Below are 16,229 nucleotides of genomic sequence, written 5' to 3'. Positions count from 1 at the left end.
AAACACCTCGGAATAGATAAGAAAAAGCCAGCAATATCACCGGCTTTTAGGATAATAAGAAGGTTAGATACAATTAAGTCACTTAGTCATTTAGCCAGCCAGAGGCTTTGGTTTGTGCAACAACACGATCAACTTGGGCTGGTGCATTACCAACATATGTCGTTGGATCTAAAAGCGCATCAAGCTCTTCTTGAGTAATGTGATCACGAATACGAGTATCACGATTAATCGCTTCCACAAAGGTGATACCTTCTTCTTGCCCAGACATTGATGCTTCATACACAATTTCATGTGCAGTTTGTTTACCCGCTTTATCAGATAATGCAAACATCACACGCTCTGCCAACATGAAGCCCCCTAGGATATCCATATTTTCGCGCATTTTCTCGACATGCACATTCAGTCCGCCTATTACTGTTTTCATATTATCGAAGATAACAGATAGCATCAAACACAGTTCTGGCATGATCTTCCATTCCATTTTCCAGATTGCACCATCACGCTCATGTTGATGTTTCATCATATCCGTTAAAACAGAAAGATTCGCTTTTAGGGTATTACTCACACAGGCCGCATTTTCAACAATGGCAGGATTACGTTTATGTGGCATGGTCGAAGAACCCACTTGCCCCTTACCAAAAGGCTCAGATAATTCATCAATTTCGTTATGTGCTAACAGTAAGATTTCATTAGCAATTTTACCTAAAGTTCCGCTAATTAAGCCTATTAGCATGCCATATTCACTGAATCTATCACGCGCAGGTTGCCATGAAATTTCAGGTACAGCTAAACCTAAGCGTTTTAATACGCGAGCTTCTAATTCATCTGCCTTATCGCTTAAAGAGGCTTTTGTGCCGACCGCTCCGACAACACTGCCAACAAATAAACGAGGTTCTATCTCTTTAAGACGTTGATAATGACGCGCTAATTCAGTTAACCAAATCGCTGTTTTATGTCCAAACGTAATTGGCAGAGCTTGTAATGCTAATGTACGCCCAACCATTGGTGTGTTGCGATGTTGTTCGCTTAATGAAAGCAGAGCACGACCTAATACTTTGATATCACGCAAGAAAGTATGATGAGCATCTTTTAGTTGCAGTACAAGGCCAGTATCAATTACATCTTGTGTTGTTGGACCAAAGTGAACATATTCTCCATAATGTTCTGGACAAGCATGCTCTAAACCACGAATTGTTGGCACTAATGGATGGCGAGTAAGACGCACTTGTTCTAATACATAATCCATATCAAGTTTTTCAAGCTTCGCAGTCTCTGCAATAACTTTTGCAGCGTCTTTTGGAATCAAACCTAATTCAGCTTGCTCAATCGCTAATGCAGCTTCGTAATCAAGCCAATTTTGCATTCTAGTTTTATCAGAAAAAATAGTTCTCATTTCTTCTGTTGACCATAAATTCTTTAATAAAACAGAATCAAAAACACTGGTTCCCATAATTATTTCCCCTGTTAAAAGAATAATAAAAAAATCGTTTTTTAAATAAAACGACTTGTTAGATTGTTATTTTATTTATGCAATATAATCTCAATAAAAACACTTTGATAATTTTAATCTAATTTAAAGCTTTTCTAATCAATTAAAAAATAACATTAATTCAAATAGTTACAAATAACTCTTTATTTATTAGTTATAACTTTTGAATCTTAAATGTTATTTAAGATTTAATTAGAATAATTAATGCTAAAAAATTAGAGGAAGATCATCATTTTTAAAAAATAGCTATTTTAAAAACAAATAAGTTTGTTATAAATAATAGAAACAAAATAAGCGCAAACAGTAATTAACCCTTTTATTTAATTACCAGGGAACTCTATTTCTATATTTGGAGATATTAATAATGAAACAAAATAAACAAACAAAACTAATACACAGTGGACGCCAAGCAATCAAAACTTCTGGCCCTATTAATCCACCAGTCATGAGGGCCAGTACCATTGTTTTTGATTCGATTAAAAGCTGGCGCGAAGTGCGTGATCGCCGAGCAACAGAGCGTGTTTTAAGCTATGGCGCACGTGGTACCGAAACTGCATTCGCCCTTGAAGCTTTAGTAACCGAATTAGAAGGTGGCTATCGCGCTCAGCTGTTCCCTACTGGATTGGCAGCTATCGCCGTCACTATTATGGGATATGCGCGTAGTGGTGGGCATGTTTTATTTGCTGATTCTGTTTATGAACCTGTGCGTAAAATTGCATCGGCTTTTCTTGAGCCCAATAACATTGCTTATAGCTTCTTTAAAACAGATGGTTCAGATTTTGAGCAAAAAATTCAACAAAATACACAGCTTATTTTTGTCGAATCACCCGGCTCATTACTTTATGAAATGCTCGATTTACCTGAAATTTGCAGAATTGCTCATGAACGGGATATTCCTGTCGGTGTTGATAATACATGGGGCTCTGCGTGGCTTTATAACCCACTGGAATTAGGCGCTGATGTCTCTGTTATTGCTGCAACTAAATATTTATGCGGTCACTCTGATGTGATGATGGGCATTATGGTTGCGAATGAAAAAGCATGGAAAAAAATTGGTGCATTACCTGAAGCATTAGGTCAAGCCAGTAGCCCTGATGATGCAGCACTGGTACTTCGCGGAATGAGAACATTAGGTCAACGTATTGCTGCTCATGGCAAATCAGCTTTGGCTATCGCACAGTGGTTAGAGACACGTCCTGAAGTTGAAAAAGTATGGTTCCCTGAATTACCTAATCACCCTCGTCATGATTTATGGAAACGTGACTGCAAAGGCAGTAATGGCCTATTAACCATTGAGTTTAAACAAGAATTTACCGCAAAACAATCAGAGCAATTTATTGATGCGCTTGAACTATTTGGTATTGGTGCATCTTGGGGTGGATTTGAAAGTCTTGCATTACCCGCCAATGTCGTTGGCGCAAGAACAGCGTCTAATTGGCGTGAAGGTCATGGCCCTTTTGTACGTTTACACATCGGCCTTGAAGCAACTGACGACCTCATTGCAGATATTACACAAGCTTTTTCAGCATTAAACCAATAACAAAAAGTATTGCATCATTACCGGGGAATTCACTATGACAGGTTTAATTATTGCCGCGCTGGTAACAGTGCTGGTGGTTTATTTACTGGCGCGGGGTTATAAACCTCAACCAGTATTATTACTCGGCGGGTTATTACTCTTGCTCTTAACAGCATCTCTAGATCTTAATCCGTTATTACCAGAAAATAAATCCACTCAATTTAAATATTTTGATGTTTTCCAAATCTTTACGAATATTATGAGTTCTCGCCTAGCGGGTCTTGGTTTAACATTAATGGCAATTGCCGGTTTCTCTCGTTATATGGAACACGTTGGCGCAAGCCGTGCTTTATTCGCTATTTTTGAAAAGCCATTAAAAGCGATAAAATCACCTTACTTATTATTAGTGATTTCATTTCTCGTTACTCAAATCTTGGTGATCTTTATCCCTAGCCATGCAGGTTTAGGTATGCTGTTAATGGTCACTATGTATCCGATATTAATTCGTTCTGGTATTAGTCCACTTTCCGCTTTAGCCGTAATTGGATGTTGCCAGTTTATCGACCATGGTCCCGGTTCTGGTAATGTGATTATGGCAGCAAAAACAGCGGATATTGAACCTGCCGTCTATTTTGTTCAGCACCAATTACCCGTTACTATTCCTATTATTATTGCGGTTGCGATTACTCATTTCTTTATTCAACGCTGGTGGGATAAACGTGAAGGATTTGTTTTCGACCCAACAACCATTGATGTCGTAAAAGAAGAAGGTAATAAAGTCCCGTTATCTTATGCCTTATTACCCGTGATCCCTTTAATTCTGATTATCGGCTTCAGTCCTTTGCTACACCCTTATATTAAATTAGAAGTCACCACAGCGATGATTATTAGTACTGTGATTGCACTTCTTTTTGAATATGTTCGCTTACGCGATGCAAAAGCGGTAATGAATAGCTTTATGCTGTTTTTTGAAGGAATGGGTAAGCAATTTGTATTAGTGGTCTCGTTAATTGTATCAGGTGAATTCTTTGCGAATGGTTTACTAAAAAGTGGTGCCGTCGACACACTCATTAGCTCTGCTCAAGATGCAGGTTTTGGTATTGCCGCCATGATCATTGTCATGAGTGCCATTCTTGCATTAGCCGCCTTTTTAATGGGATCAGGTAATGCGGCATTCTTCTCATTCGCCGCCTTAACACCGAAAATTGCTGCATTCTTAAAAGTAGATGTGGTCACTTTAATTTTACCAATGCAAATAATGACAAGTTTTGGTCGTACTGTTTCACCCATTACTGCCGCTATTGTCGCCATTGCAGGTATTGCGAATGTCTCACCTTTCCAAATAGTTAAACGTACTGCTATTCCTATGGCTGTCGCAGCCATTGTGAACTTAGCAATGACATTCTGGTTTTTATATTCTTAATTAAGTTGCGTTACCCCTTGCCCTTAAGCTCATTTACTCCTGAGTTTAAGGGGTTTTTTCTTATCATTGACTGTAACCTTTGATTGAAATAATTAACGCCAACACCAACTTTACTCAGGCTATTTATAAAAAATAAATAGCCTGTTTATTTAACTATTTATCTCTTTTTTAGCCACTATCATTTGTCGATTAAACTGACTTAGCACTTGTTTCAACTTCATATCTCGATATACTTTTGCGCAACATTCATCTGCAAATGAACATTATGAAAAAAATAATTATTGTTATTATCGCGCTACTTGCCTTTGGTTCTATCGGTGGTGTTTTCCTTGCGGGCTTAAATATCTATACACGCTCCACAACACCAATAGAAACAGAGCAAACTCAACCTGAAACATCACCTACACAGCAATTTCCAGCTATCCCAGACAGCTCACCTTCTGCTAAATAAATGAGGTCGCACCGTGGAATACGATTACTTTGTTACACCCCAATGGCTATTTGAACATCAACATAATGCTGATGTTGTGATCCTTGATGTCAGCGCACCAATGCCCACTCAACAGATTGACTATCAAGCACTTTACCTTGAACGTCATATTCCACATGCTCATTTTTTTGATCTCGATGAAATCGCAGATAAAACGACAACATTGCCACATATGTTGCCATCTGATGCACTCTTTTCAGAAACGCTGACGCAATTAGGTATCTCTAATACCACAACGGTTATTCTTTACGATCAAGGCAACTTATTTTCCGCACCTAGAGGTTGGTGGACATTAACAACGCTAGGTTGTTGTAATGTGCGTATTCTTGCTGGTGGCTTACAGGCATGGGTTGAAGCTGGATTTGCAACAGAACAAGGTAAAGCAATTAAAGTGCCGGCACTGTCTCCTTTTATTGTTGAACGTCATGCACAACGTTATGCCAATAAACAGCAACTTCTTGATAATTTAGAGACCAAACAAAAACAGGTAGTTGATGCACGTTCTGCTGATCGTTTTTATGGTAGAGCACCTGAACCCCGTCCTGGTTTGCGTAGTGGACATATCCCGGGTAGTAAAAATGTGCCTTGGAATGAACTCGTTGTTAATGGGCAATTGAAAAGCAATGCTGAGCTAAAGCAAATTTTTGAACAATCTGGTATTGATTTATCACAACCTATTATTGTGACTTGTGGTTCAGGTATGACCGCGGCAATTTTATTTTTAGCGTTAACCGTATTAGGTTGCCAATCTATCGCACTTTATGACGGTTCTTGGGCACAATGGGGTGCTGAAAGTGCCCTTCCTTGTGAATGCTAACTTGATCTATTTTGCCTGAAAAAGTAAACCCGCATTACGCGGGTTTGTTGTCAATCTCTATTTGGTATGAAGATATTAACTTGCAAATATCTTTGCAAGATAGAGCACCACAATGGCACCAATCACAGCAACGACAAAACTACCAAAGTTAAAGCCATCCACTTTGCCTTTGCCAAAGAAGCTACTAATTGCGCCACCAACAACCGCCCCCACAATACCTAAAATACAAGTCCATATCAGACCAATATCATAAGAGCCAGGCATTAAGAATTTCGCCAGAATACCCGCAATCAAACCAAAAATAATCCAAGAAAGAATTCCCATATTTCCCCCTAAAATAGTCATGATATAGACAACATACCTAAAAATGTCACCTATTGAGTGTAAGTCGAAATAGTTATTTTTTCCAATTGTTAGAGATAAGTAACATCATATTTAAGATAAATAGAGAGATTATTGCTTAACGAACAAAAAAATAGCGCTGATTAATGAGCGCTATTATTATCGAATAAGATTATTTTTAAACTACAGCGCCTCTATGGCGAGCGCAATTTCTGGCGACGTTTTTAATGTTCTAATTTGCCGAAATAACTCATCGGCCTCGGGATACTCTTTGCGTAAATAGCTAAACCACTGTTTAATCCGTGATGCATGATAAATTGTTGTATCGCCACGCTTTTCTAAACGAACATAGCGCTTTAATAATTCAATCACCTCTTGCCAAGGCATTCTTGCTTCAATCCCCTTTACAACACGGCTTAAATTAGGCGTGTTCATGGCGCCACGACCAATCATTATCGCATCACAACCCGTTGTCGCTAAACAGGCGAGTGCGTCTTCACGGTTCCAAATTTCACCATTGGCAATCACAGGTATTGAGAGTCTTTGACGAATATCACCAATGGCTTGCCAATTAATTTTTTCAGCATTATAGCCATCTTCTTTTGTCCTGCCATGTATCGTGATTTCCGTAGCACCACCTTGTGCTACGGCATCAGCAATTTCATGACTATACGCAGAAGAATCCCAACCAAGTCTTACTTTAACAGAGACAGGTAACGCTGAAGGCACTGCGTCACGCATTGCTTTTGTTGCTTGATAAATCGTTTCTGGCTGTTTTAGAAGAGAAGCACCACCACCACTACCATTGACTGTTTTTGAAGGGCAACCACAGTTTAAATCAACCCCCCAAGAGCCTAATGATACCGCCCTAAAGGCATTTTCAGCCAACCATTGTGGATGTTGCCCTAATAATTGCACCCGCACCAGTGTTCCACTTTTAGTGCGACTTTCTGTATGTAGTTCAGGACATAAGCGATAAAAAGCTTTTGTTGGTAATAATGAATCAACAACACGCACAAACTCTGTAATACAGAGATCGTAATCGTTAATCGAAGTGAGTAACTCTCTCACAAGGGGGTCTAAAACCCCCTCCATTGGCGCTAATAGAACTCGCACTTTTTAACCTCAAAACTCTTTTCTAGCTTTTGACCAAGGGCTTTGATTATTACTACCTTCATCACTTTTACGTGAACGACGAGGCCCTAATTTACCAGTACGAGAGCCATCTTTATTACGGTAGTTTTCTTTGCTTTTATAACGACCACCGTCTTTACTGCCTTCACTATCATTCTCTTTACGAGCATTATTACGATTATCTTTGCCACGAATATCTGCACGCCCATGACCACCGCCACTTCTACGTGGTGCATTATTTTTTGGCTTCTTATGCAATGGAGCCGCTTTAATTGAAGGATCAGGATCGTAACCTTCTAAGGCTAAACGAGGAATTTCACGTTTTAATAGACGCTCGATATCAGCTAATAATCCATGTTCATCAACACAAACCAATGAAATAGCTTTACCTGTTGCAGCAGCACGACCTGTTCTACCAATACGGTGAACATAATCTTCTGCAACTTGCGGTAATTCAAAATTGACGACATAAGGCAGTTGGTCAATATCAAGGCCACGAGCGGCAATATCAGTTGCCACCAGCGCTTTTAATTTACCGTCTTTAAAGTCAGCTAAAGCACGAGTTCTCGCACCTTGGCTTTTATTGCCATGAATAGCCGCTGATTTGATACCATCAGCATTTAAATGTTCAGCAAGCTTATTAGCACCGTGCTTTGTACGTGTAAAAATAAGCACTTGTGGCCAGTTTTCTAAGCCAATTAAATGTGATAACAACTCTGTTTTACGTTTTTTATCCACTAAATGGACATATTGATCAACAGATTCAGCTGCTGAATTTTTTGGTGCAACGGAAATACTCACAGGATTATTTAACAACGAGTTGGCAAGTCCTGTGATCTCTTTAGAAAATGTCGCAGAGAACAATAAATTTTGACGTTTTTTCGGTAATTTATTGATCACACGGCGAATATCATGAATAAAGCCCATATCTAACATACGATCAGCTTCATCAAGCACTAAGACTTCAACACGAGAAAGATCAACCGCATTTTGATGTTCAAGGTCGAGTAAACGCCCAGGCGTTGCGATCAATACATCAACGCCACCACGCAATTTCATCATTTGTGGGTTAATACTCACACCACCGAAAACCACAAGTGAACGAATAGGAATATAACGGCTATACGCTTTTACGTTTTCAGCAATTTGAGCGGCAAGCTCACGTGTTGGTGTCAAAATCAGCGCTTTAACGGGTTGGCGACCTTTAGTTTTTGTAGCTGATTGAGATAACTTTTCCAATATTGGTAATGTAAAAGCTGCTGTTTTACCTGTGCCTGTTTGTGCACTGGCTAATACGTCTTTACCTGCCAAAATCGGCTCAATCGCCTGTTGTTGAATAGGGGTTGGGGTTTTATACCCTTGTTCATCAATAGCGCGGAGAAGCGCCTCACTTAAACCAAGCGATGTAAAATCGGTCAAAACAGTAGTCTCCTACAACCAAAACGTATAACACGGTGATTGAAATTAAAAATGACGGGCTTTCATACTGTCAATCTATAAATATTATTACTCTATAGGTACTATCATTTCTAGGTATAGACAGTGATAAAAGAGAATGAACCTTGCTAGGTTAACCTAATAACCCCTATTTTAACAGTTTTTGCTATATTCAGAATACAAAAATAATTTTCAATAATAGATAGTATTTTTTATTACAAATCACTTTTATTCGATTATTTATTACAAATTTTCCCTATTGTTCAATATCATCTAATATAATACGCCTTGTTATCGCTGTTTTTAATATCATTGGTTTTGTTACATTTTACTTAAGTAAGGTATCTTCGATTATGTCAGAAACCCATCAGAAGACGACACGTGGTGAACTAGCAAAACGACAATTATTGGAAGCGGCATGTGAGATCTTTGGTAAAAATGGCCCCGATGCAGCCACCACACGCCAAATTGCACAAGCTGCTCAACAAAATATTGCCGCTATCGCTTATTATTTTGGTTCTAAAGAAGGGTTATATCTCGCCGTTGCACAACATATTGCTGATCTTATTCGCCTTGATTTTGAACCGACAGTGGTCATTCTTGACGAATTTCTTGAACGACCTAACCCAACAGAACATTTGCCATTACTGCAAACGCTTATCACAGATAGTTTTCTACAATATGCTCGTCTTGTGCTTGATAAAGAAAATATTCATCTTAGTCGTATCATGGCAAGAGAACAGCTTGTTCCCACAGAAGCATACTCTTTGATCCACCAACAAGCATTATCGCCGCTTTTAACGCGTGTAAACAAACTATTAGCTCTCTATATTGGTTTAGATGCTACACTACCCACAACGATGTTACATACTCACGCTATTTTAGGCGAAGTGCTATCATTTCGTTTAGTAAGAGAAACCATTCTTAGACAAACAGGATGGGATAGAATAGGTAAAAATGAATATCAAATTATCTCGAATACCTTAAAAACTCATATTACTTTATTACTCAACGGATTAAGAGAGATTTACACTAACCCACATCACGCATAAATAGAGTTATTATGAAAACTAAAAAAGTCAGTTTGTTTATTATCTTAATGATTATTATCGGTATTATTGCAGGTATCTATTATTATGAAGAAAACAAAGAGTCTGAATTAGTACTCTATGGCAATGTCGATATACGTACAGTCAATCTTAGTTTTCGTGTTGCTGGAAGATTAGACACATTACTCGTTGATGAAGGTGCCCCAGTCAAACAAGGGCAATTGTTAGGAAAACTTGATGATGCCCCCTATCGTAATGCACTAAATAAAGCTTATGGTGAGCGTGATAGTGCTATTGCTGCATTAGCGTTAATGGAAGCCGGTTATCGCAGTGAAGAAATTGCACAAGCCCAATCTGATGTGTCATTAAAACAAGCAGCTTGGCAATATGCCAACAACTTTTATAAACGCCAGCAAGATTTGGCTAACCGAAAAGTCATTTCAGCCAATGAGTTAGATAGCGCAAGAAATAATCGCAATCAAGCAGCCGCAGCCTTAAAAGCAGCCCAAGATAAATTAAATCAATATCAAAATGGTTATCGAAAAGAAGATATTGATGCGGCGAAAGGACAAGTTATGCAAGCTAAAGCCGCCGTCGCACAAGCAGAATTAAATCTCCAAGACACGCAATTAATCTCTCCATCACAAGGTACTGTGTTAACTCGAGCTGTGGAGCCAGGCACAATATTATCTGCTGGAAGCCCTGTATTTACGGTGTCATTAACTAACCCTGTTTGGGTCAGAGCTTATATCAGTGAAACACATTTAAACGAAGCTATTCCCAATCGAGAAGTTTATCTCTACACCGATGGACGTAAGGATAAGCCATACCATGGTACGATTGGATTTGTTTCCCCAACAGCCGAATTTACGCCAAAAAGTGTGGAAACACCTGAATTAAGAACGGATTTAGTTTATCGCCTCAGAGTGGTTGTAACAGATGCCGATGACGAATTGCGCCAAGGTATGCCTGTCACCTTAAAATTTGCCTCCTCTCATTAAATGTGAGGGAAAAATGGAACACACTGATTACACTATCGAACTTCAAGGTGTTGAGAAACGCTTTATAGGGATGGAAAACCCTGCAGTTTCGTCATTAACAGCCACCATCACAGGTGGCTCTGTGACGGGATTAGTTGGCCCCGATGGTGCAGGTAAAACAACCTTAATTCGGATGCTTGCTGGGCTATTAAAACCAGATGCCGGTGATATTCGTATTTTAGGCATGGATCCGCAAAAACAGAGTGTCGATGTCAGAGCTATTCTTGGCTATATGCCACAAAAATTTGGGCTCTATGAAGATTTAACAGTATTAGAAAACCTTAATCTTTATGCTGATTTAAAAAATGTCATCGGTGAAGAGCGTAAAAAAGTTTACCAACAGTTGCTCTCTTTTACCGATCTCACTCGCTTTACCTCTCGCCTTGCAGGCAATCTTTCAGGCGGAATGAAACAGAAATTGGGGCTTGCTTGTACTTTATTAGGTAGTCCTAAAGTTTTACTGCTTGATGAGCCCGGTGTTGGGGTCGATCCCATTGCACGCCGTGAACTTTGGCAAATGGTGCATGCTTTGGCCAGCGATGGCATGTTGATACTATGGAGCACCTCTTATCTTGATGAAGCAGAGCAATGTAAAAACATTCTTTTGCTTAACAAAGGAGAGTTACTTTATAGTGGTATTCCACAAGACTTAACAGCAAAAATGGCAGGTCGTTCTTTTCTGCTTGATGTTGAAGGCCATCAGCGAAGAAAAGTATTACAACAAGCTATTATTCAACCTCAAGTAACTGATGGTGTTATTCAAGGACAATCTGTTCGTTTGATCCTGAAAAAACAGAGTAATCAATCTGAATTACTGAACGCTTTGGGTAAACCTGATGCGAAGCTTATTCCTGCTACTCCTCGCTTTGAAGATGCTTTTATCGATTTATTAGGAGGTGGACCTTCTCATAAATCTGAATTAGCTGAAATTATACCTCAGATCCCTCCTTCACCTAATGAGACTGTGATTGAAGCGCAACAGTTAACCAAAATGTTTGGGCAATTTGCAGCAACCGATCATGTCGATTTTCAAGTTAAACGTGGTGAAATTTTCGGTTTATTGGGCCCTAACGGTGCAGGTAAATCGACAACCTTTAAAATGATGTGTGGTTTATTAGTCCCTACCAGCGGTAAAGCCCTTGTGCTAGGTATGGACTTAAAAGAAAGCTCAGGTAAAGCGCGTCAACATTTAGGTTATATGGCACAAAAATTCTCACTTTATGGCAACCTTAAAGTGGGACAAAACTTGAAATTCTTCTCTGGTGTTTATGGCTTACATGGCAAACAGCAACGCGATAAAATCAACGATATGATAACTGCTTTTGGTTTACAGCCAATGGTAAATCAAATCACTGAAACCTTGCCTTTAGGTTATAAACAGCGCCTTGCCCTTGCGTGCTCATTAATGCATGAGCCTGATATTCTCTTTTTAGATGAACCAACATCAGGCGTTGATCCATTAACACGAAGAGAATTTTGGCTACATATTAATGGCATGGTTGATAAAGGAGTGACCGTGATGGTTACCACTCACTTTATGGACGAAGCCGAGTATTGTGATCGTATTGGTTTGGTTTATCGCGGAAAAATCATTGCGGCTGGTGAGCCAGATTCTCTCAAAAAAATGGTTGCCAGTGATGATAATCCAACTCCTTCAATGGAGGATGCCTTTATTGGTTTAGTGCTGGATTACGATAAAAAACTTGAAAGTGAAAATGATAAAGGGAGCGAAAAACATGCATAATTCAGCTCAATCATCTCATGCTCGCTTTTCTTGGCGACGTTTATACGCACTGTGTTTAAAAGAAACAAAGCAGATCACCCGTGATCCCAGTAGTGCCCTAATTGCTATTGTTATCCCGCTCACTTTGCTATTTATTTTTGGATATGGCATTAATTTAGACTCAAGCAAATTAAATATTGGTATTTTAACTAATCAACAAAGCCAACCCGCACAAGAGCTTGTTTACACCTTCACAAACTCACCGTATATCAATGCAACTATTAGTGATAATCGACAATTATTAATCGATAAAATGCAAGCGGGGCAAATTCGTGGCATTGTGGTTATTCCTGTTAATTTTGCTGAATTACTTGCCCGTCAAGATACTACAGCCCCTATTCAAGTGATCACCGATGGCAGTGAGCCCAATACTGCAAACTTTGTTCAGGCTTATACCAAAGGCGTTTGGCAAATTTGGTTGCAGCAACAAGCCATTAGTAAGGGTATTGATACTACACCATTAATTGAAATAGAGCCTCGCTATTGGTTTAATCCTGCGGCGATAAGTCAGCACTATATTATTCCAGGTGCGGTTACTATTATTATTACCGTTGTCGGCGCAATTCTCACTTCGTTAGTAATAGCTCGTGAATGGGAACGTGGTACTATGGAAGCGCTACTTTCCACCCAAATCACTCGCACAGAACTCTTACTTTCAAAACTTATTCCTTACCAAGTGTTAGGCAGTTTTGTCATGATCTTGTGTATGGTAGTCACCGTATTTGTGCTTGGCGTACCTTATCGAGGATCGTTGTGGATTTTAGGTGGGATCACCTCGCTCTTTTTAGCTACCGCTTTAGGCATGGGATTGCTTATTTCCACGCTAACGCGTAATCAATTTAATGCGGCAATGATTTCGTTAAACGCTGCATTTTTGCCCGCAATTATGTTATCAGGCTTTGTGTTTGAAATTGATAGTATGCCCATCTTTATTCAAGTGGTGACCTATTTTATTCCTGCGCGTTATTTTGTGAGTAGTTTACAAACGCTATTTTTAGCTGGCGATATTCCATTGATATTGATGCTAGATATGTGGCTATTAATTGTATCGGCGATATTTTTTATTGGATTAACGGCGTTAGCAACACGTCGTCGATTAGATTAAAGGGAGAACTTTATGTTTTATCGACTTCTCACCTTGATAATGAAAGAGCTACAGTCATTATTACAAGAGCCTCAAACGCGTATTATTTTAATAGTACCCGTGATCTTTCAGATGATCTTATTCCCTTTTGCAGCGACGTTAGATGTTACCAATGCCTCTATTGCAATTTTTGATGAGGATAATGGAAAACAATCTATTGAGTTAACCCAACGTATCGCCAAAGCAAGTGCATTTGCTCAAACTCTTTTGCTTAAAAACGAACATGAAATAAAAGAAACAATTGATAATCGCAAAGCGCTTTTATTAGTTCGTTTTCCACAGAATTTTAGTGCTGATTTAGAAAGCCGTGCTCCTACCAAATTGCAATTAATCCTAGATGGTCGAAATTCAAATAGTGCGCAAATCGCTGCTAATTATGTACAGCAAATCGTTCAAAACTATCAAGCTGAATTAGCAGGTAATACACCTTCTTTGCTGAATAAAACAGAACTTGTTGTTCGCAATTGGTATAACCCTAATTTAAACTACAAATGGTTTATTGTACCTTCGTTAGTAGCGTTGATTATTACCATTGGCGTGATGATAGTCACTTCACTTTCCGTTGCTAGAGAACGTGAACAAGGCACTTTAGATCAACTATTAGTTTCACCTCTATCAACATGGCAAATTTTTATCGGTAAGGCGATTCCTGCAATGGTTGTCGCTGCCGTTCAAGGTACCATCGTATTAATTATTGGGATATTTGGTTATCAAATTCCGTTTTCTGGCTCACTGGTTCTATTTTACTTTACCATGCTGATTTATGGCTTATCGCTGGTAGGGTTTGGTTTGTTAATATCGGCCTTAAGTTCGACACAACAACAGGCTTTTATTGGTGTATTTGTGTTTATGATGCCTGCGGTTTTATTATCCGGTTATATTTCTCCCGTAGAAAACATGCCCGTTTGGCTACAACATGCCACATGGATAAACCCTATTCGTCATTTCACCGATATCACAAAACAGATTTACCTTAAAAATGCAGATATCACCGTAATATGGCACAGCTTATGGCCTTTATTAGTGATTGCAGTAGGAACGGGTAGCATTGCTTATTATCTTTTCCGAAGAAAGATTGCTTAAAACAATAACAATTAAATTATTCAATACAAAAAAATCCCACAACTTATAAAGTTATGGGATTTATTTTTTATACTGTTGTTAAACAGCGTCTATCAACGTCATATCGTTAAAATTAACGACGGTCGCCTAAAATACGCAGTAACATTAAGAACAAGTTGATGAAATCTAAATAAAGCGTTAATGCACCCATGATTGAGTAACGGCGCATATTTTCTTTATCTTCTTGGTTAATCTCATTACCCATATCTTTTAGTTTTTGTGTGTCATAAGCAGTTAAACCTGCGAAAATTAACACACCAGCGTAAGAGATAACCATGCTCATCATTGAGCTTTGCATAAAGATATTCACGATAGAAGCAATAATGATACCGATAAGCCCCATAAACAGGAAGCTACCCATACCCGTTAAGCTACGTTTAGTGGTGTAACCGTAAATACTTAATGCACCAAACATTGCCGCACAAATAAAGAAGGTGCTCGCAATCGAAGATGCGGTATAAACCAGTAATACGCTTGAGATAGTGACACCGGTTAGCACGGAATAGAGCATAAATAATGAGGTTGCCATTGCACCACTCATTTTATGAACCATACCTGATAACACGAAAACTAATCCTAATTGAGCAATGATCAAACCAAAAAAGACGATCTTGCTTGAGAAAATCATTGATAATAATGCTTCGCTTGATGCAACGTATAATGCAACAAACGCAGTTAATAACAGGCCGACAGTCATCCAACCATAAACCTGAGCCATAAAGGTTTGTAGGCCAGAACCTGTGCGCTGTACGATTGAATCATTTGAACGTGAAAATCGATCCATGATGATTACCCTTTAATCATAGTGATAACGTTAGGTTTAACGATAACGTTTATTTCAGTAAAGAGTCCATTATGGACTCATTAGGATTTAATTTTATCACACTGACTTTACATTTCCATAAAATAAACTGTATGAAATGTCATCATAAAATAAATTGAAGTAAAGTTATGTAGCGTTTAATTCAGCGTAGTGGTTTATTCCCAACGCTCGGCTGAATCATAATCACTTTGGCGTGCTTCAACCCATCTATCATTATTTTCAGAGAGCCCTTCTTTTTTCCAAAAAGGCGCACGTGTTTTTAAAAAATCCATAATAAATTCAGCAGATTCAAACGCGCTATTACGATGGGAACTAGTGACACCCACAAACACTATTTCTTCACCGATATTCAATGTACCCACTCGGTGAATAACACTAACTCGTTGTAAAGGCCAACGACCTCGCGCTTCATTAACAATGTCATTAAGCGCCTTTTCAGTCATACCTGGGTAATGTTCAAGCGTGAGCGTACTGACTTCATCCCCTAAATTGTGATTACGCACTTTCCCTGTAAAGGTCACAACAGCGCCATCACTGTCGCACTCAGAAAGCCATTGGTATTCATCACCAACACTAAAGTTTTCGGTTTGTACTGAAATACGAGTTGATGCGCTCAT

At 38.9% G+C, this 16,229-nt stretch carries 15 protein-coding genes; 9 read left to right on the top strand and 6 right to left on the bottom strand.

Annotation, left to right across the window (positions count from 1 at the left end):
• Positions 1-82: 82 nt before the first annotated feature.
• Complete coding sequence (gene purB, locus CUB63_RS03830; RefSeq protein ID WP_006537567.1) at positions 83-1,450, bottom strand: adenylosuccinate lyase; 1,368 nt, start codon at positions 1,448-1,450, stop codon at positions 83-85.
• A 403-nt stretch (positions 1,451-1,853) separates the two neighbouring features.
• On the opposite strand from purB, the gene metC reads away from it, so the two are divergent.
• The 4 genes from metC (at position 1,854) to sseA (ending at position 5,738) form a co-directional block, all read left to right on the top strand.
• Positions 1,854-3,029: a cystathionine beta-lyase gene (gene metC / locus CUB63_RS03825; protein WP_072062876.1), complete on the top strand. Its 1,176-nt coding sequence runs from the start codon at positions 1,854-1,856 to the stop codon at positions 3,027-3,029.
• 34 nt (positions 3,030-3,063) lie between these two features.
• Complete coding sequence (gene dcuC, locus CUB63_RS03820; protein ID WP_072062877.1) at positions 3,064-4,431, top strand: C4-dicarboxylate transporter DcuC; 1,368 nt, start codon at positions 3,064-3,066, stop codon at positions 4,429-4,431.
• A 265-nt stretch (positions 4,432-4,696) separates the two neighbouring features.
• Positions 4,697-4,882 carry a hypothetical protein gene (locus tag CUB63_RS03815; protein ID WP_036912140.1) on the top strand — a complete coding sequence of 62 codons (186 nt, stop codon included), beginning with the start codon at positions 4,697-4,699 and terminating at the stop codon, positions 4,880-4,882.
• Between the two features lie 13 nt (positions 4,883-4,895).
• Positions 4,896-5,738 carry a 3-mercaptopyruvate sulfurtransferase gene (sseA, locus tag CUB63_RS03810; RefSeq protein ID WP_109847487.1) on the top strand — a complete coding sequence of 281 codons (843 nt, stop codon included), beginning with the start codon at positions 4,896-4,898 and terminating at the stop codon, positions 5,736-5,738.
• A gap of 75 nt (positions 5,739-5,813) precedes the next feature.
• Here sseA and CUB63_RS03805 read toward each other — a convergent pair whose 3' ends face one another.
• The 3 genes from CUB63_RS03805 to rhlE all read right to left on the bottom strand — a co-directional run bounded on the left by CUB63_RS03805 (position 5,814) and on the right by rhlE (position 8,633).
• On the bottom strand, positions 5,814-6,062 hold the full coding sequence (locus CUB63_RS03805) for a GlsB/YeaQ/YmgE family stress response membrane protein (RefSeq protein ID WP_072062879.1): 249 nt from the start codon (positions 6,060-6,062) through the stop codon (positions 5,814-5,816).
• Between the two features lie 201 nt (positions 6,063-6,263).
• Positions 6,264-7,196, bottom strand: a complete 933-nt coding sequence (gene dusC, locus CUB63_RS03800; protein WP_109847486.1) for a tRNA dihydrouridine(16) synthase DusC — start codon at positions 7,194-7,196, stop codon at positions 6,264-6,266.
• A gap of 9 nt (positions 7,197-7,205) precedes the next feature.
• Positions 7,206-8,633, bottom strand: coding sequence for an ATP-dependent RNA helicase RhlE (gene rhlE, locus CUB63_RS03795; RefSeq protein ID WP_109847485.1), 1,428 nt, complete (start codon positions 8,631-8,633; stop codon positions 7,206-7,208).
• A 371-nt stretch (positions 8,634-9,004) separates the two neighbouring features.
• Here rhlE and CUB63_RS03790 point away from each other — a divergent pair, with 371 nt between their 5' ends.
• Genes CUB63_RS03790 through CUB63_RS03770 form a run of 5 tightly spaced genes read left to right on the top strand, consistent with a single transcriptional unit; the run spans position 9,005 to position 14,750 of the window.
• Entirely contained in the window at positions 9,005-9,703 is a 699-nt protein-coding gene (locus CUB63_RS03790; RefSeq protein WP_006537579.1) for a CerR family C-terminal domain-containing protein, read from the top strand.
• An 11-nt stretch (positions 9,704-9,714) separates the two neighbouring features.
• On the top strand, positions 9,715-10,701 hold the full coding sequence (hlyD, locus tag CUB63_RS03785; RefSeq protein ID WP_109400707.1) for a secretion protein HlyD: 987 nt from the start codon (positions 9,715-9,717) through the stop codon (positions 10,699-10,701).
• Positions 10,702-10,714: 13 nt separating this feature from the next.
• The gene (locus CUB63_RS03780) at positions 10,715-12,484 is read left to right on the top strand and encodes an ATP-binding cassette domain-containing protein (protein ID WP_109847484.1); all 1,770 of its coding nucleotides are present in this window, start codon (positions 10,715-10,717) and stop codon (positions 12,482-12,484) included.
• Positions 12,477-13,628 (top strand): ABC transporter permease, encoded by a 1,152-nt coding sequence (locus CUB63_RS03775; RefSeq protein ID WP_072062885.1) that lies wholly within the window; start codon positions 12,477-12,479, stop codon positions 13,626-13,628. The genes CUB63_RS03780 and CUB63_RS03775 overlap by 8 nt, the downstream gene beginning before the upstream one ends.
• A 12-nt stretch (positions 13,629-13,640) precedes the next feature.
• Positions 13,641-14,750, top strand: a complete 1,110-nt coding sequence (locus CUB63_RS03770) for an ABC transporter permease (protein ID WP_109847483.1) — start codon at positions 13,641-13,643, stop codon at positions 14,748-14,750.
• A gap of 112 nt (positions 14,751-14,862) precedes the next feature.
• On the opposite strand, the gene CUB63_RS03765 is transcribed toward CUB63_RS03770, so the two are convergent.
• Positions 14,863-15,573 carry a Bax inhibitor-1/YccA family protein gene (locus tag CUB63_RS03765; RefSeq protein ID WP_006537586.1) on the bottom strand — a complete coding sequence of 237 codons (711 nt, stop codon included), beginning with the start codon at positions 15,571-15,573 and terminating at the stop codon, positions 14,863-14,865.
• Positions 15,574-15,767: 194 nt separating this feature from the next.
• Entirely contained in the window at positions 15,768-16,229 is a 462-nt protein-coding gene (gene moaE, locus CUB63_RS03760) for a molybdopterin synthase catalytic subunit MoaE (RefSeq protein ID WP_006537587.1), read from the bottom strand.

The organism is Proteus penneri (assembly GCF_003144535.1).
GTDB lineage: Bacteria > Pseudomonadota > Gammaproteobacteria > Enterobacterales > Enterobacteriaceae > Proteus > Proteus penneri.
This window is presented reverse-complemented; position numbering and strand designations above follow the sequence as displayed.

Bases quoted from the DNA above. Each gene is read 5' to 3' on its own strand.
- CUB63_RS03790 (WP_006537579.1), top strand. From the start codon at position 9,005: ATGTCAGAAACCCATCAGAAGACGACACGTGGTGAACTAGCAAAACGA.
- CUB63_RS03770 (WP_109847483.1), top strand. From the start codon at position 13,641: ATGTTTTATCGACTTCTCACCTTGATAATGAAAGAGCTACAGTCATTA.
- moaE (WP_006537587.1), bottom strand. From the start codon at position 16,229: ATGAGCGCATCAACTCGTATTTCAGTACAAACCGAAAACTTTAGTGTT.
- CUB63_RS03815 (WP_036912140.1), top strand. From the start codon at position 4,697: ATGAAAAAAATAATTATTGTTATTATCGCGCTACTTGCCTTTGGTTCT.
- hlyD (WP_109400707.1), top strand. From the start codon at position 9,715: ATGAAAACTAAAAAAGTCAGTTTGTTTATTATCTTAATGATTATTATC.
- CUB63_RS03765 (WP_006537586.1), bottom strand. From the start codon at position 15,573: ATGGATCGATTTTCACGTTCAAATGATTCAATCGTACAGCGCACAGGT.
- metC (WP_072062876.1), top strand. From the start codon at position 1,854: ATGAAACAAAATAAACAAACAAAACTAATACACAGTGGACGCCAAGCA.
- dcuC (WP_072062877.1), top strand. From the start codon at position 3,064: ATGACAGGTTTAATTATTGCCGCGCTGGTAACAGTGCTGGTGGTTTAT.
- CUB63_RS03775 (WP_072062885.1), top strand. From the start codon at position 12,477: ATGCATAATTCAGCTCAATCATCTCATGCTCGCTTTTCTTGGCGACGT.
- CUB63_RS03805 (WP_072062879.1), bottom strand. From the start codon at position 6,062: ATGGGAATTCTTTCTTGGATTATTTTTGGTTTGATTGCGGGTATTCTG.
- purB (WP_006537567.1), bottom strand. From the start codon at position 1,450: ATGGGAACCAGTGTTTTTGATTCTGTTTTATTAAAGAATTTATGGTCA.
- CUB63_RS03780 (WP_109847484.1), top strand. From the start codon at position 10,715: ATGGAACACACTGATTACACTATCGAACTTCAAGGTGTTGAGAAACGC.